The 25,328-nt window shown below is 61.9% G+C and carries 21 protein-coding genes; 12 read left to right on the top strand and 9 right to left on the bottom strand.

The window, feature by feature from the left end:
- Positions 1 to 31: 31 nt before the first annotated feature.
- The gene (locus BW33_RS01350; protein WP_047596632.1) at positions 32 to 778 is read right to left on the bottom strand and encodes an NRDE family protein; all 747 of its coding nucleotides are present in this window, start codon (positions 776 to 778) and stop codon (positions 32 to 34) included.
- Between the two features lie 130 nt (positions 779 to 908).
- On the opposite strand from BW33_RS01350, the gene BW33_RS01345 reads away from it, so the two are divergent.
- From BW33_RS01345 to BW33_RS01335, 3 genes are all read left to right on the top strand, one after another.
- Positions 909 to 1,691 (top strand): sulfite exporter TauE/SafE family protein, encoded by a 783-nt coding sequence (locus tag BW33_RS01345; RefSeq protein ID WP_027610537.1) that lies wholly within the window; start codon positions 909 to 911, stop codon positions 1,689 to 1,691.
- A gap of 92 nt (positions 1,692 to 1,783) precedes the next feature.
- On the top strand, positions 1,784 to 2,599 hold the full coding sequence (gene lgt / locus BW33_RS01340) for a prolipoprotein diacylglyceryl transferase (RefSeq protein ID WP_007965581.1): 816 nt from the start codon (positions 1,784 to 1,786) through the stop codon (positions 2,597 to 2,599).
- 50 nt (positions 2,600 to 2,649) lie between these two features.
- A complete protein-coding gene (locus tag BW33_RS01335) occupies positions 2,650 to 3,621 on the top strand; it encodes a thymidylate synthase (protein ID WP_047596629.1) in 972 nt (323 codons plus the stop codon).
- A 153-nt stretch (positions 3,622 to 3,774) separates the two neighbouring features.
- Here the strand turns inward: BW33_RS01335 and cadR are convergent, their stop codons facing one another.
- Positions 3,775 to 4,224, bottom strand: coding sequence for a Cd(II)/Pb(II)-responsive transcriptional regulator (cadR, locus tag BW33_RS01330; RefSeq protein WP_008088440.1), 450 nt, complete (start codon positions 4,222 to 4,224; stop codon positions 3,775 to 3,777).
- Between the two features lie 85 nt (positions 4,225 to 4,309).
- Here cadR and BW33_RS01325 point away from each other — a divergent pair, with 85 nt between their 5' ends.
- The 7 genes from BW33_RS01325 to BW33_RS01295 all read left to right on the top strand — a co-directional run bounded on the left by BW33_RS01325 (position 4,310) and on the right by BW33_RS01295 (position 13,395).
- Entirely contained in the window at positions 4,310 to 6,625 is a 2,316-nt protein-coding gene (locus tag BW33_RS01325) for a heavy metal translocating P-type ATPase (protein WP_047596628.1), read from the top strand.
- A gap of 16 nt (positions 6,626 to 6,641) precedes the next feature.
- Positions 6,642 to 7,505 carry a LysR family transcriptional regulator gene (locus BW33_RS01320; protein ID WP_041072184.1) on the top strand — a complete coding sequence of 288 codons (864 nt, stop codon included), beginning with the start codon at positions 6,642 to 6,644 and terminating at the stop codon, positions 7,503 to 7,505.
- 160 nt (positions 7,506 to 7,665) lie between these two features.
- Positions 7,666 to 8,742: a putative 2-aminoethylphosphonate ABC transporter ATP-binding protein gene (locus BW33_RS01315; protein ID WP_047596627.1), complete on the top strand. Its 1,077-nt coding sequence runs from the start codon at positions 7,666 to 7,668 to the stop codon at positions 8,740 to 8,742.
- Positions 8,742 to 10,466, top strand: a complete 1,725-nt coding sequence (locus BW33_RS01310; protein ID WP_047596626.1) for a putative 2-aminoethylphosphonate ABC transporter permease subunit — start codon at positions 8,742 to 8,744, stop codon at positions 10,464 to 10,466. The genes BW33_RS01315 and BW33_RS01310 overlap by 1 nt, the downstream gene beginning before the upstream one ends.
- 47 nt (positions 10,467 to 10,513) lie before the next feature.
- Positions 10,514 to 11,539, top strand: coding sequence for a putative 2-aminoethylphosphonate ABC transporter substrate-binding protein (locus BW33_RS01305; protein ID WP_003229178.1), 1,026 nt, complete (start codon positions 10,514 to 10,516; stop codon positions 11,537 to 11,539).
- 165 nt (positions 11,540 to 11,704) lie between these two features.
- Complete coding sequence (locus BW33_RS01300) at positions 11,705 to 12,838, top strand: TIGR03364 family FAD-dependent oxidoreductase (protein WP_047596625.1); 1,134 nt, start codon at positions 11,705 to 11,707, stop codon at positions 12,836 to 12,838.
- Positions 12,838 to 13,395, top strand: coding sequence for a phosphonate degradation HD-domain oxygenase (locus BW33_RS01295; RefSeq protein ID WP_047596624.1), 558 nt, complete (start codon positions 12,838 to 12,840; stop codon positions 13,393 to 13,395). The genes BW33_RS01300 and BW33_RS01295 overlap by 1 nt, the downstream gene beginning before the upstream one ends.
- A gap of 103 nt (positions 13,396 to 13,498) precedes the next feature.
- On the opposite strand, the gene BW33_RS01290 is transcribed toward BW33_RS01295, so the two are convergent.
- Both BW33_RS01290 and BW33_RS01285 read right to left on the bottom strand, forming a co-directional pair.
- Positions 13,499 to 14,875 (bottom strand): GTPase/DUF3482 domain-containing protein, encoded by a 1,377-nt coding sequence (locus tag BW33_RS01290; protein WP_047596623.1) that lies wholly within the window; start codon positions 14,873 to 14,875, stop codon positions 13,499 to 13,501.
- Entirely contained in the window at positions 14,868 to 16,241 is a 1,374-nt protein-coding gene (locus BW33_RS01285) for a DUF2868 domain-containing protein (RefSeq protein WP_047596622.1), read from the bottom strand. The genes BW33_RS01290 and BW33_RS01285 overlap by 8 nt, the downstream gene beginning before the upstream one ends.
- A gap of 85 nt (positions 16,242 to 16,326) precedes the next feature.
- On the opposite strand from BW33_RS01285, the gene BW33_RS01280 reads away from it, so the two are divergent.
- Positions 16,327 to 16,839: a dihydrofolate reductase gene (locus BW33_RS01280; protein WP_047596621.1), complete on the top strand. Its 513-nt coding sequence runs from the start codon at positions 16,327 to 16,329 to the stop codon at positions 16,837 to 16,839.
- A gap of 90 nt (positions 16,840 to 16,929) precedes the next feature.
- Here BW33_RS01280 and BW33_RS01275 read toward each other — a convergent pair whose 3' ends face one another.
- Positions 16,930 to 18,321 (bottom strand): L-cystine transporter, encoded by a 1,392-nt coding sequence (locus BW33_RS01275; protein ID WP_047596620.1) that lies wholly within the window; start codon positions 18,319 to 18,321, stop codon positions 16,930 to 16,932.
- A gap of 241 nt (positions 18,322 to 18,562) precedes the next feature.
- On the opposite strand from BW33_RS01275, the gene BW33_RS01270 reads away from it, so the two are divergent.
- Entirely contained in the window at positions 18,563 to 19,618 is a 1,056-nt protein-coding gene (locus BW33_RS01270; protein ID WP_047596619.1) for a hypothetical protein, read from the top strand.
- Between the two features lie 191 nt (positions 19,619 to 19,809).
- On the opposite strand, the gene ilvD is transcribed toward BW33_RS01270, so the two are convergent.
- From ilvD to BW33_RS01250, 4 genes are all read right to left on the bottom strand, one after another.
- A complete protein-coding gene (gene ilvD, locus BW33_RS01265) occupies positions 19,810 to 21,651 on the bottom strand; it encodes a dihydroxy-acid dehydratase (RefSeq protein WP_007964170.1) in 1,842 nt (613 codons plus the stop codon).
- A gap of 257 nt (positions 21,652 to 21,908) precedes the next feature.
- Positions 21,909 to 23,141, bottom strand: a complete 1,233-nt coding sequence (locus tag BW33_RS01260) for a multidrug effflux MFS transporter (RefSeq protein WP_047596618.1) — start codon at positions 23,139 to 23,141, stop codon at positions 21,909 to 21,911.
- Entirely contained in the window at positions 23,134 to 24,111 is a 978-nt protein-coding gene (locus BW33_RS01255; protein ID WP_047596617.1) for a diiron oxygenase, read from the bottom strand. Before BW33_RS01255 ends, BW33_RS01260 begins: the two co-directional genes overlap by 8 nt.
- Entirely contained in the window at positions 24,108 to 25,181 is a 1,074-nt protein-coding gene (locus BW33_RS01250) for a SagB family peptide dehydrogenase (protein ID WP_047596615.1), read from the bottom strand. Before BW33_RS01250 ends, BW33_RS01255 begins: the two co-directional genes overlap by 4 nt.
- Positions 25,182 to 25,328 lie beyond the last annotated feature (147 nt).

The following is a 25,328-nucleotide window of genomic DNA, read 5'->3' as shown; positions in this document are numbered from 1 at the left end:
TCCCTGTAGGAGCTGCCGGAGGCTGCGATCTTCAGATTCTGATCTCCACCTCGCCCAAATGTCCGCCATACGGCCCGAAACTGCGCTCCACCATCCGCCGCGAACCATCCGCCTGCACAATCAGCGCCGTACTCGCCCGCGTCCCATAACTCTGGCTGGCAATAAACACACTCGACAGCAGCGATTCGGTCGCCAGCCCGACCCCGGTGTCCGGCAATTCGGCAAACGGCGCGGTCTGCGCATCGCTCAGTAATCCCAGCAGTCGTGCAGGCTGCGGATCATCCAAGACCGCGCTCAGGGCAGCCTTGGCCTTGAGCACCTTCGGCCACGGTGTATCCAGCCCGGCATTCGAGAGGCCGTAAACTCCGGGTTCAAGCATCACCGGTTCAGATGTCCGCGCATTGAAGTGCCACAGCTCATGGGCATTGCCCAACAGCAGATTGAACCCGGCGTATTCCGGCGACCGACCGACCACATCGCGCAAATAATCATCAATTGACGCATCACCCGCGAGAAACCGCGCCACCAGCTCCCCCCGCGACTTGCGCGCCGGCGGCTGGTGCGGATCGCGGATATTGGTCAGCGCGGCGAAGCGCCCGTTGGCGCCGATCCCCAGCCACGTGCCGCCAGCCTCAAGATCGCGCCCGGCGTGCACGTGCGGCACGTCGGCCCATGGCGCCAGCGGCAGGCTCGGGCGGGCGTAGAACTCGTCACGGTTGGCCGCGACGATCAGCGGCTGGGCATGGCCCGGGCGCCAGGCGAAAACGATCAGGCACATAAGGTGATCCTTGTGTGTTTTCTGCTCACTCTACGCAGTCGGCGTCCGTGCATCCATCGTAAGTGGAGCCGGAGGGCATGCATCCGTTACCATGCCGCTCCAGTTTTGGGGATACGTCTGGGAGACGGCCGTGGAATTTCTGCTCTATCTGGCGTTGGGCGCCTGTGCGGGCGTGCTGGCCGGGCTGTTCGGGGTTGGCGGCGGGATCATTATTGTCCCGGTGCTGGTGTTCAGTTTTACCTTGCAGGGATTCGATCAGTCGATCCTCACGCACCTGGCGGTAGGGACATCGCTGGCGACCATCATTTTCACTTCGGTCAATGCCGTGCGTGAACACCATCGGCGTGGTGCGGTGCGCTGGCCGATCTTCATGTGGATGACCGTGGGCATTCTGCTCGGCGCCGGGTTCGGTGCGCTGACGGCTGAGGCGATTTCCGGGCCGAACCTGCAGAAGATCATCGGCGTGTTCGCCTTGGTCATTGCCGTGCAACTGGCGCTGGAGGTCAAACCCAAGGCCAGTCGAACGGTGCCGGGCAAACTCGGTCTGACCGTGGCCGGCAGTGTGATCGGTTGGGCCTCGGCGATTTTTGGAATCGGTGGCGGTTCGCTGACCGTGCCGTTCCTGACCTGGCGCAGCGTGCCGATGCAGCAGGCGGTGGCAACGTCGTCGGCCTGTGGCTTGCCGATTGCTGTGGCGAGTGCATTAAGTTTCATGATTCTGGGCTGGCATGATCCGCTGTTGCCGCCGCATAGTCTCGGTTTTGTGTATTTGCCGGCGCTGCTGGGCATTGCCCTGACCAGCATGGTTTTCGCCCGTCTCGGCGCGCGCCTGGCACACAGATTGTCGCCGCGCTTGCTGAAACGGCTGTTCGCCGCTTTGCTGTTCTGCGTGGGCCTGAATTTCCTGCTCTGACCCGTTGGGTCAGAACGGGCCGCAATCCTGGCTTAATCCTGAGGTGGCAGCGTCGCCCGGGAATTTTGGTTTCACTCTAACGAGGAGTCGCAATGCTGCCTTACCCGCAGATCGACCCGGTGGCCCTGGCCATCGGTCCGCTGAAAATCCACTGGTACGGTCTGATGTACCTCGTCGGCATCGGCGGCGCGTGGCTGCTGGCGTCGAGCCGGCTCAACCGTTTCGACCCGACCTGGACCAAGGAGAAGCTCTCCGATCTGGTGTTCTGGCTGTCGATGGGGGTGATTGTCGGTGGTCGTCTGGGTTACGTGCTGTTCTATGACCTGAGCGCCTACATCGCCAACCCGACGCTGATTTTCGAAGTGTGGAAGGGCGGCATGTCGTTCCACGGTGGATTCATCGGGGTGATGCTTGCCGCGCTGTGGTTCGGCAAACGTAACGGCAAGACCTTCTTCCAGCTGATGGACTTCGTTGCGCCGATGGTGCCGATCGGTCTGGGCGCCGGGCGTATCGGCAACTTCATCAACGCCGAGCTGTGGGGCAAGCCGACCGACGTGCCATGGGCGATGATCTTCCCGCCATTCAGCGATCCGGCGCAGCTGCCGCGCCACCCGTCGCAGCTGTATCAATTCGCGCTCGAAGGCGTCGCGCTGTTCCTGATCCTGTGGCTGTTCTCGCGCAAGCCGCGTCCGACCATGGCGGTATCGGGCATGTTCGCCCTGTTCTACGGCATCTTCCGCTTCATCGTCGAGTTCGTCCGTGTGCCGGACGCGCAACTGGGCTACCTGGCCTGGAACTGGCTGACCATGGGCCAGGTGCTGTGCGTACCGATGATCGTCGGCGGGCTGTTCCTGATCTGGCTGGCCTATCGTCGTGCGCCGGCAGCGCCGCTCGCGCCGACCGCTTAAACTACGAACCCCGGCGCGCGACGCCGGGGCTCAAAGGACACAGGTAACTCATGAAGCAATATCTCGAACTGGTCTCGCACGTCATTCAGAACGGCACCAAACAGGCCAACCGCACCGGCATCAACACCATCAGCTTCCCGGGTGCGATGCTGCGTTTCGATCTGCAGGAAGGCTTTCCGGCGATCACCACCCGCAAGATGGCCTTCAAATCGGCCATCGGCGAGATGTGCGGTTTTCTGCGTGGCGTGAACAATGCCGCTGAATTCCGTGCGCTGGGCTGCAAGGTCTGGGACCAGAACGCCAACGAAAATGCGCAGTGGCTGGCCAACCCGTTCCGTCAGGGCGAGGACGACCTCGGCGAAATCTACGGTGTGCAATGGCGCAAGTGGCCGGCATACAAGCAGATCCCGCTGAGCAACACCGCCGCCATCGAACAAACCCTGAGCAACGGCTACAAGCAGATTGCCCAGGGCGAAGAAGACGGTCAGGCCTACGTGGTGCTGTACAAAGCCATCGATCAGGTGCGCCAGTGCGTCGACACGATCATCAAGGATCCGGGCAGCCGCCGTATTCTGTTCCACGGCTGGAACGTCGCCCAGCTCGATGAAATGGCCCTGCCGCCATGCCATCTGCTGTACCAGTTCCACCCGAACGTCGAGACCAAAGAGATCTCCCTGACCCTGTACATCCGCTCCAACGACCTGGGTCTGGGCACGCCGTTCAACCTCACCGAAGGCGCCGCGCTGTTGAGCCTGATCGGGCGTCTGACCGGCTACACGCCACGCTGGTTCACCTATTTCATCGGTGATGCGCACGTCTACGAAAACCACCTGGACATGCTCAACGAACAGCTCAAGCGCGAGCCGTTCGCCATGCCGAAACTGAAGATCTCCGACCGCGTGCCGGAGTTCGCCAAGACCGGTGTGTATCAGCCGGAGTGGCTGGAGTTGGTGGAGCCGAGCGATTTCTCGCTGGAAGGTTATGAGCACCATGCGCCGATGACCGCGCCGATGGCGGTCTAAGCCAAAACGCAATAACCGTTCCCCCTTGATGGGCGGGAATGATTGGCCCCTGTAGGAGCTGCCGAAGGCTGCGATCTTTTGATCCTGTAAACAGCAAGATCAAAAGATCGCAGCCTTCGGCAGCTCCTACAGGGGGGGGGTTATGTATTGTCTTTAGTGGCCGTGGCTGCGGCCCACATGGGAATGCTCAACCTCCGTCGCCACAACCCCGCCACTCACCTCCAGTCGCTGCAAGATCCCGCACTGATCCGCCCCCGGCCCTTCGCCACAACGTTGGCGCAGGTCGAGCAGTTGTGTCTGCAACGCCAGCAAGCCGTCGATCCGCGCTTTCACATGCTGGATGTGCTCGTCGATCAGCGTATTGACGCTTTCACACTGATCCTGCGGGCTGTCACGCATGGCCAGCAGGCTGCGGATTTCTTCGAGGGTCATGTCGAGGGTGCGGCAGTTGCGGATGAAGGTCAGGCGTTCGGCATGGGCCTGGGTGTAGACGCGGTAGTTGCCATCGCTGCGCGCCGGTTCCGGCAGCAGGTTTTCGCGCTCGTAGTAGCGGATGGTTTCCACGGCACAATCGGTGAGTTTCGCCAGTTCGCCGATCTTCATGACGGCCATCTCCAAATGGGTGCTTGACCCTATAGTGGCTACAGGGTCTTTACTTGGCAACAGGCACCTTCATGGACGCGACCCGATGAGCGATTCTCAGCACACCCACAAGCCCGGCGACGGGCACGATCATAGCCACAGCCATAAATTGCAGCCTGTGCCTAAGCACGAACATGGCGGCGATTCCTGCTGCGGGTCGAAAGCCGTTGCGGCTGCGCCGGTTCATTCGCACGAAGATTCTTGCTGCTCGTCGACAGCTGCCGCGCCTGCGTTGGTGCAACTGAGCGAGAAAACCAGCGCTGACGCCCGACTGAGCAGTTTCCGCATCGAAGCGATGGACTGCCCGACCGAGCAGACGCTGATCCAGAACAAACTCGGCAAACTGGCCGGCGTGCAGCAGCTGGAATTCAACCTGATCAACCGCGTGCTCGGTGTGACCCACAATCTGCCGGACACCGCGCCGATCACTGAAGCGATCACGTCCTTGGGCATGCACGCCGAGCCATTGGAGGCGGGCGTCGAAGCCCCGACCCCGGCCCCGGTGAAAAAACACTGGTGGCCCCTGGCGCTGTCCGGCGTCGGTGCGCTGGCGGCCGAAGTGATCCATTTCACCAACGCCGCGCCGACCTGGGTGGTGGCGATCATTGCGCTGATCTCGATCCTCAGCGGCGGCCTGGCCACCTATAAAAAGGGCTGGATCGCCCTGAAGAACCGCAACCTCAACATCAACGCGCTGATGAGCATCGCGGTGACCGGTGCGGTGCTGATCGGGCAGTGGCCGGAAGCGGCGATGGTGATGTTCCTGTTCACCGTGGCCGAGTTGATCGAAGCGCGCTCGCTGGATCGCGCGCGCAACGCCATCAGCGGTCTGATGCAGATGACCCCGGAACAGGCCACGGTGCAGCAAGCCGATGGCAACTGGATCGAAAAAGAGGTTAAAAGCGTCGAACTCGGCGCCCGCGTGCGGGTAAAACCCGGCGAGCGTATCGCGCTGGACGGCGAAGTGGTCAGCGGCAGTTCGACCATCGATCAGGCGCCGATCACCGGTGAAAGCCTGCCGGTGGAGAAAACCGTGGGCGACAAAGTCTTCGCCGGCACCATCAACCAGGCCGGCTCGCTGGAATATACGGTGACTGCGGCGGCGAACAACTCGACGCTGGCACGGATCATCCACGCCGTCGAGCAGGCTCAAGGTGCACGGGCGCCGACTCAGCGCTTCGTCGATCAGTTCTCGAAAATCTACACCCCGGTGGTGTTCGTGCTGGCGCTGGCCGTGGCGATCATTCCGCCGCTGTTCATGGGCGCAGTGTGGTTCGACTGGATCTACCGTGCGCTGGTGTTGCTGGTGGTTGCCTGCCCATGCGCGCTGGTGATTTCGACGCCGGTGACCATCGTCAGCGGCCTCGCGGCGGCGGCGCGCAAAGGCATTCTGGTCAAGGGCGGCGTGTACCTGGAGGGCGGTTTCAGGCTCGACTATCTGGCGCTGGATAAAACCGGGACGATCACCCACGGCAAGCCGGTGCAGACCGATTACCTGTCGCTGGATCCGACCGCCGACGCCAGCGCTCCGGCGATTGCCGCCGCGCTGGCCGGGCGCTCAGATCACCCGGTGTCGCTGGCGATCGCCAATGCGGCTGTGGATAAAAACCTCGCCGTGCTGAGTGTGGATAACTTCGAAGCGCTGGCCGGTCGCGGTGTGAAGGGCCAGGTCAACGGTCAGACCTATCACTTGGGCAACCACCGTCTGGTCGAGGAGCTCGGCTTGTGCTCGCCGCAACTCGAAGAGAAGCTGTTTGCGCTGGAGAAACAAGGCAAATCCGTGGTGCTGCTGCTCGACAGCTCCGGCCCGCTGGCGCTGTTCGCCGTAGCCGACACGGTCAAGGAATCCAGCCGCGATGCGATCCGCCAGTTGCATGCACTGGGCGTGAAAACCCTGATGCTCACCGGTGACAACGTGCATACCGCGCAGGCCATCGCGGCGCAGGTCGGCATCGACCAGGCCAAGGGCGACTTGCTGCCGACCGACAAGCTGCAAGCCATCGAAGCACTTTATGCACAGGGTCATCGGGTGGGCATGGTCGGCGACGGGATCAATGACGCCCCGGCACTGGCCCGCGCCGAAATCGGTTTCGCCATGGCGGCGGCTGGTACCGACACCGCGATTGAAACCGCTGATGTCGCCCTGATGGACGACGATCTGCGCAAGATCCCGGCATTCATCAGCCTGTCGCGCGACACCGCGAGCATCCTGAAACAGAACATCGCCTTGGCACTGGTGATCAAGGCTATCTTTCTTGCGGTAACCTTCGCCGGATTCGCCACCATGTGGATGGCGGTGTTCGCAGACATGGGCGTGAGCCTGCTGGTGGTGTTCAACGGTTTGCGCCTGCTGCGTAAATAAACGATGAGGGATGGTTGTGCTGAGTGCCGAGCTGAAAGCGTTTTATATGGTCGCCCGCCTGGGCAGCATTACGCTGGCGGCGAAAAAGCTCGGCCTCAGCCAACCCACCGTGACCACGCAGATCCGCAATCTGGAAAGCCAGTATTCGGTGGAGCTGTTCTACCGTGGCGGTCGGCGCCTGAGTGTCAGCGACGAAGGCGCGCGGTTGCTGCCGATGGTCAAGGCGCTGTTGCAGCAAGAGGCCGACATCGAGTTCTTCCTGCGTAACAGCGGTCAGGTACAGGGCACGTTGCGCATCGCTGCCACCGCGCCGTATTACATCCTCGATCTGGTGAAGACCTTCCGCGAGCGTCTGCCGCAGGTGGAAGTGTCGGTGGAAATCGGCAACTCGCAGCAGGTGCTCGAAGCGCTGGAGGATTACCGGGTCGATGTCGCGGCGTCGTCGCAGTTGCTTGAGGATGCGCGGTTGATTCGCCGGGTATTGGGTAGCGATCCACTGGTGCTGGCGGTGCATCGCAATCATCCGCTGGCGGCGCAGGAACATGTGGCGTTGAGTGCGCTGGCCGGGCATACCTTGCTGATGCGCGAGTCGGGTTCGACCACCCGCCGTTTGACCGAGGAGTTGCTGGAGAGCGCCGGGGTCAGTTTCGGGCCGCTGCTGGAAATTGGCAGCCGCGAATCGATCCGTGAGGCGGTGCTGCGCAATATCGGCATCAGCATCATTGCCCGCCAGGAAGTCCCGCACGATCCGCAATTGCGGGTGCTGACCATCGAGAATGCGCCGCAGATTCCCGAGTACCTGTATTGCCTCAAGGAGCGCAAGGGCGCGCGGTTGCCGGCGGCGTTCCTGGGGTTGGCGCAAGAGATGTCCCCGGCCTGAACATCAAAAGATCGTCCGATCACGGCCCGAGCCTTCGGACGATCTTTTGACTTCTAACCAAAATCCCCGAATACCACTATCAGCCGTTTTTGCCCTACTGCCACATGACGGACGCATTACAACTCTAGGATTGGCCCCATCAGCTTGATGAGGTCTGTCCATGAATCCTGCAATCGCAACTGCCCTGACCAACCCCGGTGCGCCGATGAAAGTGCGCGGCGTGCAGAAGCGCTTCGGCGCCTTCACCGCACTGGATAACGTCTCGCTCGATGTCGCGGCCGGTGAACTGGTGTGCCTGCTCGGCCCCTCGGGCTGCGGCAAGACCACGCTGCTGCGCTGCATCGCAGGGCTGGAGAAACAGGACAGCGGCGAGTTGTACCTCGGTGACCGCGATGTTTCCCACCTCGCACCGCAAGCCCGGGACTACGGCATTCTGTTCCAGTCCTACGCGCTGTTCCCCAATCTGACCGTCGAAGCGAACATTGCCTACGGCCTCGCCGGCAGCGGTCGCGACGAAGTGCGCCGTCGCGTCGGGCAGATGCTGGAACTGGTCGGCCTCACCGGCAGTGAGAAAAAGTACCCGGGCCAGTTGTCCGGCGGCCAGCAACAGCGAGTCGCGCTGGCTCGCGCCCTGGCCCCGGCGCCGTCGCTGCTGTTGCTTGATGAACCGATGTCGGCCCTTGATGCCCGAGTGCGCGAGCACCTGTGCACCGAACTGCGCCAACTGCAGCGCAACCTCGGCATCACCACCCTGATGGTCACCCACAATCAGGACGAAGCCATGCTGATGGCCGACCGCATCGCCGTGATGAACAACGGCCGCGTCGAGCAGTACGCCACCCCGCAGGAAATCTACAATCGCCCGGCCACGCCGTTCGTGGCCGAGTTTGTCGGGCAGGGCAACTGGCTGCCGTTCCAGCGCAGCAGCGCCAGTCACGCCCGGGTTGGCGGGATGGATGTGCGTCTGGCTGATGGCAGTGTGAGCGGTGCTTCGGGCCGACTGTTCTGCCGCCCGGAAGCAATCAACGTCAATCCGCTGGTGCACGAAGAAAACCTGTTCCCGGCCAAGGTGCGCGAGATCACTTTCCTCGGCAATCGCTGCCGCATGAGTTTCGAACTCGATCAACTGCCGGGCCACGCGCTGCTCGCCGAACTGGCGCCGGAAGCGATGCCGCGCCTCGGCGCCCAGCAGATCATGGTCGCCCTGCCACCGCGCAGCCTGCAGGTGTTTGCCTGATGAGCGCGAACATCGCACTGCCGCTACCGCACAAGCAGGTGCGGCAGGTGTCCGGTGCCGAGGTCGGTGACCGGATCTTCGTCCTCGGCGGCAAACTCCTGCTGTTGTTGCTGCTCGGTGTCGCCGTGCTGCTGCCGTTGCTGGCGATCTTCTGGCGAGGTTTCAGCAGTGAGGCCGGGCAGGGTGGTGGCTGGCTCGCCGCGAAGGAGCTGGTGACCAGCGCCAATTTCCACTGGCTGCTCGGCAACAGCCTGAAAGTTTCCCTCAGCGTTGCGGCCATCGTCGTACCGCTGGCCTACCTGTTTGCCTACGCCCTGCAACGCACCCTGATTCCGGCCAAGGGCCTCTGGCGCGGGATCTCCCTGCTGCCGTTGATGGCGCCCTCGATGCTGCCGGGGATCGCACTGGTCTATCTGTTCGGCAACCAAGGCATGCTGCGCGGGCTGCTTTCGGACAACATCTACGGGTTCTGGGGGATCGTGCTCGGTGAGGTGATTTACACCTTTCCGCATGCGTTGATGATTCTGTTGTCGGCGTTGTCGCTGGCCGATGCGCGGTTGTTCGATGCGGCGTCGAGCATGGGCGCCAGTCCTGCCAAGGCTTTCCGCAGCATCACCTGGCCGGCGACCCGCCAGGCGGTATTCGCCGCGTTTTGCTTGGTGTTCACCCTGACCATCACCGACTTCGGCGTGCCGGTGGTGGTCGGTGGCGACTATCAGGTGTTGGCACTGGAAGCCTACAAAGCCGTGGTCGGCCAGCAGCAATTCGGTCGCGGTGCCTTGATCGGCATGGTGCTGTTGCTGCCAGCGCTGTTCAGCTTCGGCGTCGATGCCTGGTTGCGTCGGCGTCACGGTGATTCCATGAGTGGCCGTGCGCAGGTGTTCAAACCGGCGCCTTCCAAACTACGTGATGGCTGCTATCTGGCGATTGTTTTGTTGATCAGTGCGGCGCTGCTGCTGGTGTTCGGCATGGCGGTGTTTTCCTCGCTGGTGAAGTTCTGGCCGTACAACCTGTCGCTGTCGCTCAACCACTACCAGTTCAACGAGACCGCCGGCGGTGGCTGGCTGGCCTACGGCAACAGCCTGAAGATGGCGCTGGGCACGGCACTGATTGGCAGCGTGTTGATCTTCACCGGCGCTTACCTGATGGAGAAAACCCGCAGCCAACGCGGCCTCAATCTGATTTTGCGCATGCTCAGTTTCATCCCGATGGCAGTGCCGGGGCTGGTGCTCGGTCTGGGTTACGTCTTCTTCTTCAACCTCAGCGGCAACCCGCTGCACGTGTTGTACGGCACGATGACCCTGCTGATCGTCTGCACCATTGCTCATTATTTGACCACCGCACAAATGACCGCGACCACCGCGCTGCGTCAGCTCGATGCCGAGTTCGAAGCCGCCGCGCTGTCGCTCAAGGCGCCGCTGTACCGCCACTACCTGCGCGTCACCGTGCCGATCTGCCTGCCGGCGCTGCTGGACATCGTGCGCTACCTGTTCGTCTCGGCGATGACCACTGTGTCGGCGGCGATCTTCCTCTACAGCCCCGACACCATCCTCGCCGCAGTGGCGGTACTGAACATGGATGACGCCGGCAACGTCGGCGGCGCGGCGGCGATGTCGACCCTGATTCTGTTCACCTCGGCAGGCGTGTCCTTGCTACTGGCGTGGGCTTCGCGCGGCTTGCTGCGCCGTTCCCAGGCCTGGCGGCAAACCGCGCCCGGTCACTGATTGACGACTTATCCCTACAGCCTCAACTCACCGACAGGAAAACGATCATGTTCAAGCCTATGGCCCTGGCCGCTGCTGTGCTCGCTACTTTCAGCCTGAATGCCTTCGCGGCAAAAACCGAGTTGACGGTGTACACCGCTCTCGAAGCCGAGCAACTGACCGCTTACAAAGCCGCGTTCGAGAAGGCCAATCCGGACGTCGAGATCAAGTGGGTGCGCGATTCCACCGGGATCATCACCGCCAAGCTGCTGGCCGAAAAGGCCCGTCCGCAGGCTGATGCGGTCTGGGGCCTGGCCGCTTCGAGCCTGGCGATCCTCGATCAGCAGGGCATGCTGCAAAGCTACGCACCGAAGGATCTGGGCAAGATCGGCGCGAACTACCGCGACGCCGCCAACCCGCCAGCCTGGGTCGGCATGGACGTGTGGGCCGCGACCATCTGCTTCAACACCGTCGAAGCCGAGAAGCAGGGCCTGAGCAAACCCGTGAGCTGGCAGGATCTGACCAAGCCTGAGTACAAGGGCAAGATCGTCATGCCGAACCCGGCGTCCTCCGGCACCGGTTTCCTCGACGTCAGCGCCTGGCTGCAAACCTTTGGCGAGAAACAGGGCTGGGCCTACATGGACGGTCTGCACCAGAACATCGGCCAGTACGTTCACTCCGGCTCCAAGCCTTGCAAACTGGCCGCTGCGGGCGAATTTCCGATCGGCATTTCCTTCGAATACCCGGCGGTACAGCTGAAACGCCAAGGCGCACCGCTGGACATCATTCTGCCGAAGGAAGGCCTGGGCTGGGAGATCGAAGCGACTGCCGTGATCAAGGGCACGCCGCATGAAGACGCAGCGAAGAAACTCGCTGACTTCTCCGCCAGCGCCGAGGCGATGGACCTGTACAAGGAGAACTTCGCCGTCCTCGCCCAGCCGGGTATCGCCAAGCCGCAGACCGAACTGCCGGCCGACTACGAGCAGCGCCTGATCAAGAATGACTTTGCCTGGGCCTCGAAGAACCGCGACGAGATCCTCACCGAGTGGCGCAAGCGTTATGACGGCAAGTCCGAAAAAGTCGTTGCGAAATAACTGACTCACACATCCTGTGGCGAGGGAGCTTGCTCCCGCTGGAGCGCGAAGCGGTCCCAAATTCTGCGAACGAGTAGTGTCAGGCACTCCGCATCTGCTGAATTTACGACTGCTGCGCAGCCGAGCGGGAGCATGCTCCCTCGCCACAAAAGCGGGATTGCTTTTATGACACATCACAAAGACCTGCTGATCGTCGGCGCCGGCATCCTCGGCCTGTCCCACGCCTACGCTGCCGCCAAACGCGGCCTCAAGGTCAGCGTTTTCGAGCGCACCGCCACGCCCCTTGGCGCTTCGGTGCGCAACTTCGGTCAGGCGCTGGTCACTGGTCAGCCACCCGGCCCGATGCTTGAACTGGCCAAGGCCAGCCGCGAGATCTGGGGCGACTGGGCGCAACTCGCCGGTCTGCAGATCAAGCGTAACGGCTCGTACCTGTTCGCGCGCAGCGAAGCCGAAGAGCAATTGCTCGAAGCTTTCTGCAACGGCCGCGCCGTGGAGCACGGGTACAACGTCGCCTTGCTGCGCGGCGCAGCCCTGCGTGATCTGTACCACGGTCAGTTCAGCCACCACCGCGCTGCATTGCACGGCCTGGACGATCAACAGCTGTACTCGCGGGAAGCTATCCCGGCGCTGATCGACTATCTGCGCCGCGACCTCGGCGTCGAGTTTCACTTCTCGACGCTGGTGCGCGACGTCGAACCGGGGCGCCTGCACAGCACCGCCGGCAGCTTCACGGCAAAGCAGATCATCGTCTGCTCCGGCCACGATTATCAGACCCTGCTGGCCGAGCCGATTGCCGCGCTCGACCCGCAGATCTGCCGGCTGCAGATGCTCCGCGCCAAACCGCAAGTCGAGCTGAATCTGCAACACGCCTTGCTCACCGGTTTGAGCTGCGTGCACTACGGCGCCTTCGCCGATCTGCCGCAAGCGGCGGCGGTGCAGGCGCAGATCTTGCGCGAACAGCCGCACCTGCACGACAACGGCATTCACCTGCTGATGAGCCCGACGCCGTATGGCGAGCTGATCATCGGCGATTCGCACCATTACGGCAGCGATCCGTCGCCGTTCAATGCCGAGCAAGTGGACAACTGGATGCTCGAACTGGCCGAGCACACCCTGGGCTGCAAGGTGCAGGTGGTCGAGCGCTGGCAGGGTGTCTATGGTGCCCGTGGGCCGGGTCCGTTTTCGTTGCTGCGCCCGGCACCGGGGCTCAGTGTGGCGTTGATGCACACCGGCGTCGGCATGAGCGTCGGCCCCGCACTCGCCGAGCGCAATGTCGCGCAGTGGCTGGAGGAAGTTTGATGACCGGTCATGAGCAAGTCGTCGCTCGGGTGTTCGGCTTGTACGAGCGCTTTGGCAGCAGCGATTACATCGGCGAGCCGGTATCGCAGATCGAACATATGTCCCAGGCCGCGCAGTTGGCGATGGCTGAAGGGTTTGATGATGAAGTGGTGCTGGCGGCGTTCTTCCATGACATCGGCCATTTGTGTGCCGAAGGCGCGGAGAACATGGGCGGTTATGGCGTGGTCAGCCATGAGCGGCTGGGGGCTGATTATTTGCGTGAAGCGGGGTTCAGCGAGCGCATGGCACGGTTGGTGGAATATCACGTGCAGGCCAAGCGCTATCTGACCTTGCGTGAGCCTGGGTATTTCGAGCGCCTGAGTGAAGCGAGTCGCCGGACCCTGGAGTATCAGGGCGGGGTGATGAGCGAGGCTGAGGCGGATGTGTTTGAGCGCGATCCGTTGTGTGCCGTGAGTTTGCGCATGCGGCAGTGGGATGAGCTGGCCAAGGAGAGGTCGGTGCCGGTGATGGACCTCGGCTTGCTGAAGGAGAAAGCGGTGCGGCTGCTGGCAGCTTGAGTCTCTGGATCGAGTTGCGGCTATCGCGAGCAGGCTCACTCCTACAAGGTGAACGCGATCAATTGTAGGAGTGAGTCTGCTCGCGATAGCGCCAGATCAGGCGCTACAAATCTGCAGCCAATAGATCAATCTGCTCCTGCCGCTCCGCCTGATTCAACTTCGGATGCGGATTGAGCGAAGACCACTGCGGGTGCGCCCGCGCTTTGCTCAGTGCATCCGGTAGCTTGCCCTCGCGCCAGGTCTTGTCCTGCGGTGTGGCAACCTGAACCGCCTCCATTGCCGCATGCCCGCGCTGATCCAGCGCCAGCAACAGTTGGCGCTGGCGCAACGCCAACAGCCGCAGCACCCCGTCATCCACGGTCAATTCCCGCTGTCCCTTGATCTTGCCCAGCAAGCGGCTGCCATAACTGCGCGCGGTTTGCAGTGCGCCGCCGGCAATCGCCCCGGCCAGCGCCGCAGCGCCAAGGGTGATCCCGCCCACCAGCAGATCAACCCCAGCTCCCGCCGCGGCACCGGCCGCAATCCCGCCGCCTACTCGCACGCCGAGTTGCTTCAGGGTTTCCGGGTTGAACAAGTCATCGCCCCAACGCCCATCGAGCAACGGCAGATCACTGGCCGCAGCATCCTGCGGGCGGAACGCGTAGAGCTTGAGCAATGCCTCGACGCATTTCTGTTCACGCTGGCGCACGGCTTTGCGCAGTTCGCTGATCGCTTGCTGTTCCTGCTCGGCGTCGCTGACCACGCTGCGCCGGCACGCGGCGCAGTCGATCAGCAACTCAGCGATCAAACGTGCCGCACTTTGCTGGCGGGCGAGACGCTGGGCCTGTTGATCGGCGATCAAGCGTTGCAGTTGCGGACGGGCGTTTTCCAGGAGCAATGCGAGGCTTTCGTACAGTCGTCGTTCGCCATCCTCCGGCGGCGCAACGCTGTCGAACCGCACCAACGCATGCAGGCCGAGCCGCGCCAACGCTTCGCGCCAGTCCGGCTCGCGATGGCTGGCGCTGCTGACGAAATTCAGCACCGGCAGCAGTGGTTTACCGCAACTGGCCAGCACTTCGAGTTCGTCACGATACTTGGCCAGCACCGGTTCGCGGGCGTCGATCACATAGAGTCCGGCATCGGAGGCGAGCAGTTGCCGCAGCACCTTGGCCTCCTGTTCGAAACGCTGGCGCGCCTCGCTGCCGTCGAGAAACCGCGTCAGTCGTGCCGGGCCGTCGAGACGTTCGCCGGGGCGCTCCAGACGTTCCAGGAAATCCAGCAGGGCAATGGCGTCTTCCAGCCCGGGTGTGTCGTAGAGATCAAGCAATGGCTCGCCATCCACCGACAACCGCGCACCCTCGACATGTCGAGTGGTGCTCGGCCGGTGCGAGACTTCGCCGAAACCGACGTCGCGGGTCAGGGTGCGCAGCAGCGAAGTCTTGCCGACGTTGGTGTGGCCGACCACCGCGAGTTTCAGTGGGGCTTTGCGGGCATCAGTCATGACCTGTCTCCAGCCAGTTCATCGGCGCGCAATCGGCGAACGGCAACTCCAGTTGTTGCAGCGCGACGTGCCAGTCGCCGAGGCGGGCGCTGTCCAGCGCTTCGCCGGGCGGCGCTTGCAGCAGCCAGATCCGGGTGGCGCTGGCGTTGCGCGCCAGTTCGGCGATCAGTGCGAGGCTGCCGCGATCCGGCGAGCGCCGTGGATCACAGGCGATCAGCAGGCGCGCCGGGGGGAAACGGCTGAGTTGTTCGAGCAGTTTGTGTCGCGATTCGCGGCTGTCGAGGATCCCGGCGTTGCTCACGGTTTTCGGCAGCGCTGGCGGCCACGGGCGCTGGTCGTCGAGTTCGATGGCCACCAACAAGGCGCCCTCGCTGGTCTGTTCGCTGACGCTGCTTTGGACCCGATGCAATTGCTGCGGCGCGGCGTCGTTGATGCCGAGACGTTCGCTGGTCGGCATCAGCCGCTCACGCAGCTCGGCGTAACCGGGCAGGTTCAAGTCCAGCGTCAGCGCGGCTTTGCCGCGACTCCAGCGCCAGAAGCACAACACTGCCAGCAGCAGGCGCGGCAGCACGCCGTAGACCAGCAGCACGCCGACCAGCCAGGTCGCCCAGGCCTGTCGTGCGCTTTCGATATCCAGCGCTGCGCCGCCACTGGCGCGGATCATCTCCACGGTCGGCACGTTGAAGCCGAGCAGTGCCGGCACCGCGCCGAGGGCTTGAGTCAGGTTGATGAACGTGTCAGCGCCGAGAATCGTGGTTTCCCAGACGAAGCCGTAGCGCCGGGTCGCCATCAGCGTCAGCAGCAACAGCAGGGCGCTGAGCATCGCCAGTAACCACAGACCATTGACCAATGTGCCGAGGGCCCAGCGATTGAGTTTTTTGCGTTGCAGCATCAGCAGCAGGGCCGGAGCGAGTTGCGCGGCTTTGGCATCGCGGGCGAGTTTTTCGCTGAGCCACAGCCACAGGCGGCCGAGGGTGGCGCCGTGTTCGCCGGCAAGGATCAGCCCCAGCGCCCAGCTCAGCAGCAGAATCAGATTCAGTCCGAGCAGACTGCCCAAGGCCCAGAACACATTGACCGGTGTCTGGCTCAGCGCGGCGAAGGCCAGACCGGCGCCGCTCAGCAGCGCGAAAATGACCAGCAGCACCAGTGCCAGACGCGCGCCTTGCAGCCAGTGCCTGAGTGCTGCGCCCAGCCCGTCGCGCTCGGCCAGCCACACAGCGCGGTGCTGAATACGGCCCGGCAGATCGCCGCCGGCCGCGCGGGCCAGACGATTGGCCTCCAGATCATCCAGGGGACCTGCGTGTTCTTCGCGCAGGCGGATGGTTTCAGTCAGCCAGAGGTTTTGCAGTGGAGTCAGTTCAGTCACGCGCCATTCCGTTGCTCAATTGAGCAGTGAGCATAACCGCTGTGGCGCTTATCGGGTCAAGCGAGGCTCTGGTATCCTCGCCGGTATGACTAAATCACTCCCCCTCAGCCTGATCGCAGCCCTCGGTGAAAACCGTGTGATCGGCGTCGACAACAGCATGCCCTGGCACCTGCCGGGGGACTTCAAATACTTCAAGGCCACGACCCTTGGCAAGCCGATCATCATGGGCCGCAAGACCTGGGATTCCCTCGGCCGTCCGCTGCCGGGCCGCTTGAACATCGTAGTCAGCCGTCAGCCAGATCTGCTGCTGGAAGGGGCGGAAGTGTATCCGTCGCTGGAAGCCGCGGTGGTTCGCGCCGAGGAGTGGGCGAAGGCGCAGGGCGTCGATGAGTTGATGCTGATTGGCGGCGCGCAGTTGTATGCGCAAGGGCTGGCGCAGGCCGATCGTCTGTATTTGACCCGAGTGGCGCTGAGTCCGGAGGGTGATGCGTGGTTTCCGGAGTTCGATCTGAACCAGTGGACACTGGTGTCGAATGTGCCGAATCCGGCTGAGGGCGACAAGCCCGCGTACAACTTCGAGGTCTGGGAAAAGGCCTGAAAGATCGCAGCCTGCGGCAGCTCCTACAAGGTTTGTGCATTTTCCCTGTAGGAGCTGGCGAAGCCTGCGATCTTTTGGTCTTGCTTTACATCAAGTCTGAGCCAGCTCCGCGTGCTCATCCGCATCCAGCAGCGCTTTATCTGTCTGCTGCATCACTTGACTGGTAATCGCACCGGCGGTGATCGAACCACTCACGTTCAACGCCGTACGACCCATGTCGATCAGCGGCTCAACCGAAATCAGCAGCGCCACTAGCGACACCGGCAAGCCCATCGCCGGCAGCACGATCAGTGCCGCGAACGTCGCGCCGCCACCAACACCGGCCACACCGGCCGAGCTCAGGGTGACAATCGCCACCAGCGTCGCGATCCACAGCGGATCCAGCGGGTTGATGCCGACCGTTGGTGCAACCATCACCGCCAACATCGCCGGGTACAGACCTGCGCAACCGTTCTGGCCGATGGTCGCACCGAACGAGGCGGCGAAACTGGCGATCGACTGCGGAATACCCAGGCGACGGGTCTGCGCTTCGATGCTCAGCGGAATGCTCGCCGCGCTGGATCGGCTGGTGAACGCGAACGTCAGCACCGGCCAGATCTTGCGGAAGAAACGCACCGGGTTGATCCCGGCCGCCGACACCAGCAGGCCGTGTATCACGAACATCAGGCCCAGACCGAGGTACGAGACCACGACGAAACTGCCGAGCTTGATGATGTCCTGCAGATTGGAACCGGCCACCACTTTGGTCATCAGCGCCAGCACGCCGTAAGGGGTCAGCTTCATCACCAGACGCACCAGACGCATCACCCAGGCTTGCAGAGTGTCGATGGCGTTGATCACTTTCTGACCTTTTTCGACGTCATCCTTGAGCAGTTGCAGTGCTGCAACCCCGAGGAACGCCGCGAAAATCACCACGCTGATGATCGAAGTCGGCTTGGCCCGCGCCAGGTCGGCGAACGGGTTCTGCGGAATGAACGACAGCAGCAGCTGCGGCACATTCAGGTCGGCAACCTTGCCGGCGTAGTCGGTCTGGATGGTTTGCAGGCGGGCCATTTCCTGCGTGCCGGCGACCAGGCCTTCGGCGGTGAGGCCGAACAGGTTAGTCAGGCCGATGCCGATCAGCGCCGCAATCGCGGTAGTGAACAGCAGGGTGCCGATGGTCAGGAAGCTGATCTTGCCCAGCGACGACGCGTTGTGCAGACGTGCAACCGCGCTGAGGATCGAGGCGAACACCAGCGGGATCACGATCATTTGCAGCAGTTGCACGTAACCGTTGCCGACCAGATCGAACCAGCCTATCGAGGCTTTCAGTACCGGGTTGCCGGCTCCGTAAACAGTGTGCAGGGCAACACCGAAGGCTACGCCGAGCACCAGCGCGAGCAGGACTTTTTTCGCCAGGCTCCACGTCGTGTGGCGGGTTTGCGCCAGACCGAAGAGCAGGGCGAGGAACACCAGCAGATTGAGGATCAGCGGCAGATTCATGAAGACTCCGATAAGACTTGTGCCAGTCGCCTTCGGGGGCAACTGCGAACCGGCAAGCCTAACAGTTTGATTTCCAATGAATTAATACCGAAATTGCAGGTCATCCGTCGTTTTTGGAATAAGCGCTTGTCGCTCTCGGCAATGCAACTGGCGTTGAGGAGACGTAAGCGGTCGCTGACAGACGGGGACTGTCACACTTATTTGTTAGCGTCGATGTCTTTCAGTCAGGGAGAAAACGCCGATGAAGTTCGCACCGAAAATGCTCGCTGTGGTTCTTGGATTGGGCTTGGCCGCTCATGCATTCGCCACCGACCTGAAGCACTGGCCGGCGGATCAGGCCAAGGCACTGGACGCGATGATCGCGGCCAACGCCAACAAAGGTAATTACGCGGTGTTCGACATGGACAACACCAGTTACCGCTACGACCTCGAAGAGTCGTTGTTGCCGTTCATGGAAAACAAGGGCCTGATCACCCGCGAAAAACTCGATCCCTCCCTGAAACTGATGCCGTTCAAAGACACCGCCGACCACAAGGAAAGCTTGTTCAGTTACTACTATCGCCTGTGCGAAGTCGACGACATGGTCTGCTACCCATGGGTAGCGCAGGTGTTCTCCGGCTTCACCCTCAAGGAGCTCAAAGGTTACGTCGATGAGCTGATGGCGTCGGGCAAACCGGTGCCGGCGACTTATTACGAAGGCGATTTGGTGAAGAAGCTCGACGTCAATCCGCCGAAGATCTTCACCGGCCAGCAAGAGCTGTACAACAAGCTGATGGAGAACGGCATCGAGGTCTACGTGATGACCGCCGCCTCGGAGGAACTGGTGCGCATGGTCGCGGCTGATCCGAAGTACGGCTACAACGTCAAACCGCAGAACGTGATCGGCGTGACCACGTTGCTGAAGAACCGCGAAACCGGCGAGCTGACTACTGCGCGTAAGCAGATCACCGCTGGCAAGTATGACGAGAAGGCCAACCTCGGCCTCGAGCTGACCCCGTACCTGTGGACCCCGGCGACCTGGATGGCCGGCAAGCACGCGGCGATCCTGACCTACATCGATGAGTGGAAAAAACCGGTACTGGTGGGCGGCGATACCCCGAGCAGCGACGGCTACATGCTGTTCCACGATGTGGATGTAGCCAAGGGCGGCATTCACTTGTGGGTCAACCGCAAGGACAAATACATGACCCAGCTCAACGGCATGATGGCCAAGCACGCAGCGGCGCAGGCCAAGGAAGGGTTGCCGGTGACGGCGGACAAGAACTGGGTGATCGTTAAACCCGAGGACATTCAGTAAGCCACACAGGGCCAGTTTGGGAGCGAGCCTGCTCGCGAAAGCGTAGTGTCAGTCACCCTCTTCTTTTCTGACATACCGCATTCGCGAGCAGGCTCGCTCCCACAGTTTGATCTTCAGTGACTTTGGGATCTCGGTCAGACAAAAAATGCCCCGCACTCAGGCGGGGCATTTTTGTGTTCGACGCTTGAAGCTTACAGCCCGTCGAGCATCGCCTTGTTGCGCACCGCACCCTTGTCGGCGCTGGTCGCCAGCAGGGCGTAGGCCTTCAGGGCGGTGGTCACTTTGCGTGGACGCTGCTCGACCGGTTTCCAGCCTTTCTTGTCCTGCTCGACCCGGCGCGCAGCCAGTTCTTCATCGCTGACCAACAGGTTGATCGAGCGGTTCGGGATGTCGATCAGCACTTTGTCGCCGTCCTGCACCAGACCGATCGCGCCACCGGCCGCAGCCTCTGGTGAAGCGTGGCCGATCGACAGACCGGAAGTACCGCCGGAGAAACGACCGTCGGTGAGCAACGCACAGGCTTTGCCCAGACCTTTGGACTTCAGGTACGACGTCGGGTAGAGCATTTCCTGCATGCCCGGGCCGCCTTTCGGGCCTTCGTAGCGAATGATGACGATGTCGCCTTCCTTCACTTCGTCGGCGAGGATGCCGCGCACGGCGCTGTCCTGGCTTTCGAAGATCTTCGCGTTGCCTTCGAAGACATGGATCGACTCGTCGACGCCGGCGGTTTTCACCACGCAGCCATCGAGGGCGATGTTGCCGTACAGCACAGCCAGGCCGCCTTCTTTCGAATAAGCGTGTTCGAAGCTGCGGATGCAGCCGTTTTCACGGTCGTCATCCAGGGTTTCCCAACGGGTCGACTGGCTGAACGCGGTCTGGGTCGGGATGCCCGCCGGGCCGGCCTTGAAGAAGTGATGCACGGCTTCGTCGGTGGTCTGGGTGATGTCCCACTTGGCGATGGCTTCTTCCATGCTGCGACTGTGCACGGTCGGCAGGTCGGTGTGCAGCAGGCCGCCACGAGCAAGGGAACCGAGGATGCTGAAGATGCCGCCAGCGCGGTGCACGTCTTCCATGTGGTACTTCTGGATGTTCGGCGCGACCTTGCACAGTTGCGGCACGCTGCGCGAGAGACGGTCGATGTCGCGCAGATCGAAATCGATCTCGGCTTCCTGGGCGGCAGCCAGCAGGTGCAGGATGGTGTTGGTCGAACCGCCCATGGCGATGTCGAGCATCATCGCGTTCTCGAACGCCTTGAAATTGGCGATGTTGCGCGGCAGCACGGATTCGTCGTTCTCGCCGTAGTAACGCTTGCACAGCTCGACGATGGTGCGGCCAGCCTGCAGGAACAGCTGCTCGCGGTCGCTGTGGGTCGCCAGGGTCGAACCGTTGCCCGGCAGTGCGAGACCGAGGGCTTCAGTCAGGCAGTTCATCGAGTTGGCGGTGAACATGCCGGAGCACGAACCGCAGGTCGGACAGGCGCTGCGCTCGTACTCGGCAACCTTCTCGTCAGAAGCGCTGGAGTCGGCGGCGATCACCATGGCGTCGACGAGGTCGAGGCCGTGGGAAGCGAGTTTGGTCTTGCCGGCTTCCATCGGGCCGCCGGACACGAAGATCACCGGAATGTTCAGACGCAGGGCGGCCATCAGCATGCCCGGGGTGATCTTGTCGCAGTTGGAGATGCAGACGATGGCGTCGGCACAGTGAGCGTTGACCATGTATTCGACCGAGTCGGCGATGATCTCGCGGCTCGGCAGCGAATACAGCATGCCGTCGTGGCCCATGGCAATGCCGTCATCCACGGCGATGGTGTTGAATTCTTTCGCTACACCACCGGCGCGTTCGATTTCCCGGGCAACCAGTTGACCGAGGTCTTTGAGGTGCACGTGGCCCGGCACGAACTGGGTGAAGGAGTTGGCAATGGCGATGATCGGCTTCTTGAAGTCGTCATCTTTCATCCCGGTGGCGCGCCACAGTGCGCGGGCGCCGGCCATGTTGCGGCCGTGGGTGGATGTTTTCGAGCGGTAATCTGGCATGGAGCACTCCGGGCGGCTAATCAGGTATCAAAAGGGAGTGAGCTTCTATTGACGTCTGGAACACTCAGAAATGGCCGTGTGTCCTGGATGTTGCCGATGACTTTGCGGGATCGCCGCTTGCCTCAGCCTGAGCTCATAAACCCGCCGGGGGATGAATGGCGATGAATCAGCCGATTCTACACCGCTGGCGTCTGGAGGGAATGGCGCAAAGCGTTGTTCCAGTGCCGACGGTGCGTATGGCATGACGATCGGCAGGCTCAATCGCTGCCAGAGGGCGTGATGGTGCCGCTCTCGATCATTCTGGCGCGATGACTGATCCGCTTGTTCAACGCCAGTGCGATGCAGCTGAGCAGGACAAAACAGTAGCCGAGGGTGGTTTGCAGGTTGCTTGGGCTCAGGCTGATCAAGGCGCTGATCAATCCGCCACAAATGAAAATGATCGTACTGCCTGCCGAAGCCGAAGTGCCGGCATTCTCGGGAAACAGGCTCATGGCCCGCGACGTGGCTGCAGGGCGTGCGATGGTGGTGCCGGCGGTGCAGATCAACATCGGAATCAGCACCGTGGCCGCTGAGAGCGCAAGGTGCCTGGCCATGAACAGCATTACCAGCCCCGCCAGCAGGATCAGGCTCAGCCCGACCACCATTTGCTGTCCGGGCGAGATTCGCCGGCTTAGCAGCGTGGCGACGATCCCGCCAGTGACATAGGCCGCACCGTAGATCAGCAGGATCAGCGAGAAGTCGTAGGCTGACAGCTGCAATTGATCCATGAAGATCAACGGCGAAATGACGATGAACGAGAAGTGGCAGGCGAACGCGAAAGCCGAGATCAGCCAATAGCCGACGAACTCGAAATCCCCCAGCACCCGTCGGTAAGCCTTGAGAAAATGGATGGGTGTATCTCTTGCAGCGGGCCGACCACTGTCCAGAAAAAGCCAGGCCTTGAGCAACACTACAAGCGCCAGAGCGATGAACAGCCAGAAGCTGCCACGCCAGCCCAGGGTCGCCTGCAGAAAGGTCCCGGCCAGCGGTGACACCGAGATGAATATCCCGGTGGCGGTCACCATCAGGATCCGCAGACGATCACGCTCTGCGCCCTCGAACAGATCCTGCACCAGCGCCTGTGACAGGACGAAACAGCCGCAGCCGATGGCCTGCACGATGCGAAAGGTCATGAACAGTGTGTAGTCACTGGCCATTACGCAACCGATGGCGCCGAGGATCGAGACAGCCATGCCGGCGAGCAACAAGCCCTTGCGCCCGATAACGTCGGACAACGGCCCGATCAGCAGTTGGGCAAAGGCGATGCCCACTGCGAACAGGCTGATCGACAGGGCGATGTCGGTCGGGGTGCTGGCGAAGTGTTCGGCCAGTGCCGGGAACGATGGCAGCAGGACATCCAGCGGAAACACCCCCAGCAGCACCATGGCCAAAAGCAGACTTACCGCCCCGCGTCGTTGTCGGGTAGTTGCCACCGTTCTTCCTTCAAGCATCGATCAGTCCTGCCTTGGCGAAAAGTTTGCGGTTGTTGGGTAGCGCGAAGAATCCGGCCCTTTCGAGTGCGGCAAGCGTGGCCGTGGCTCCGGATCTGGCACGCTGGCGGCTGGCCTGTTCGTTGGTCAGGCTGCCGAGGATTTCCTTGATCGCGCCTTCGCCAATGCCGGCGCGGCGCAGGCTTTGGTGCAGCCATTGCTCGTCGACTTCGAAGAAGGTCGCCAGGGTCTCCAGCAAGGTTCTGGCCGCGAAGGCGCGCTGGCGGCTGTTCAGGGTCAACCAGAGGTAGTGGAAGACCTCGGAAAAAAACCGGCTGTGGCGCGCTTCGTCAGCGAGATGGTCGCGCAACATGTCATTCACGCTGCTGACCAACGTTTCTCGACACACCTCCAGCAGCTCCCGGGCAATGATGGTTTCCGAAACGAAACCGAGCAGAAACCATGCCAGCGGGCGTTTGCTTTCCGGGGTTCGGGCGATCTGACCGGTCAGGCGGGTAATGCGCAGCGGCATCTGCGGACGACCGGTGAAACCATGCAGTTCGGCGATCTGTTCGGCTAGACGATGGGAGAACAGCGCGTGATAACCCTCGTCGGTATAGAGCTGCAGCGCGGCGGTTTTCATCCGTGAAGGAATGTATGCGGGCAACTCGCCATGGACTATGGTTTCCACGGCGCGGTTGACGATGCGGTGCTCAAGCAGCGTGGTGTAGTCGAGAAAGTGCACCAGGTGACTGGCTGCGAGCCGATGCATGACCCTGCTACCTGCAGCTTTGATGGCCGGGTGGGACAGGTACGGCAGGAATGCCGGCGGAAACCAGAAGCGTGTCTGCAGTTGCAACGGCAGGTCTGCGGGTAACTGGTAGTCGTGCCGACTGGTGCGTACCGAAGCGTGGTTGTCCCAATCGCCGAGGGTGAATCGAAGCGCCGAGGGCTCTGGCGCTTCGGGCTGATCCGCGGTTGGTGCGCTCATGGACGCGTCTCCCGCAACAAATCGCGCATTTCCTGACACATCGCCTGACCGTCGCTGGCGCCGCAGCCGACAAAGAACAACGGTTGTTCAGCGCTGCCTTCGAGTTTGAGCAGGGCTTCAACCTGACGATCGGCAAACGCCCCGGTCAGCCACGTTCCCAGGCCCAGCGCCGTGGCCACCAGTTGAAAGGTCTGCGACAGGTGACCCGCCTCGACGAACGCCATGCGATAGGCGCGCGAGTGTTCATACTTCCACCAGAGTTTGTCGAAGCGTGCGGTGATGAACAGACCTAGCGGCAGGTTATTGATGAAATGCTGGCCCGCCAGCAAATGACCCAGCGCGGGGTCGGGCAAGGGATTGACTCGGCTGAGTGCGTGTTCTGCCGGGTGATAGGCATAGATGCCCGGTTTCAGGCCTTCGATATTGCGAGCCAGGAGAAAACCTTCGCAGGCATTCAATCCGCCACCCGACGGGCTGCTGCGACGGGCGCCGAGGCCCTCGGCGATGCTCTCGTCGCGGTCATTGTCGCGATGGCGAAGAAAACCCAGCGAGAGGTACAGCAGCGTGCCGACGTCATTGAGCGTGATCGCTGCGCCAGTGAAGGAGCGGCAGGTTTTTCTCAGGCGCAGGACATTGCCCAGGCTGGCGACGGTCAGGGCCGCAGAGGCGGGCAGGGTGATCAGAGCTTTGTCTTGATGGATCGGGCGATCTTGCGCGGGTGCCGGTGTGGTCAGCACGGCGCTGCAATGGTTCAGGTATTGCCTGGACCACTCTTGAATATTCTGGGGTATCTGTTCGCAGGGAATGTTCTGGGTGCCAATATGATAAATCTTCGACAATTCATCCCAGCCCCATGGCGGACTGTCTATTTTTGCAACGGTTAATATGCCCGCGTTCAGAAGTTGTGAGTCTATTATGTTGCGTCTGTCGAACTGTTCCGGGTTATTGATAAGTTGTGCAAGTCGACAAGAGTAAGTCAGGTCAAGTTCGTGCTGGGTGTGATCTTTATAGTTCCAGACAATTTGCCCGGGTGTGCGCGGCAATATGAATAAATAAGGATTGATGTGCATGTTGTATTGATCGCTCTGGAAAAAGGGTCGAAAGAACGCTGGGGTGCCGGCACTCCCCAGCGTTCTGGCTCACTTAGCGGGCTTTAGGCGCAACCAGGAAGGCCAGGTTTGCGATTTTGTTGGTTTCCAGAGTAATTGCTTTCATAA

This window comes from Pseudomonas sp. RIT288, assembly GCF_000631985.1.
GTDB lineage: Bacteria > Pseudomonadota > Gammaproteobacteria > Pseudomonadales > Pseudomonadaceae > Aquipseudomonas.
Note: the sequence above shows the minus strand (reverse complement) of the source record. Positions and strands in the feature narration are given on the sequence as shown.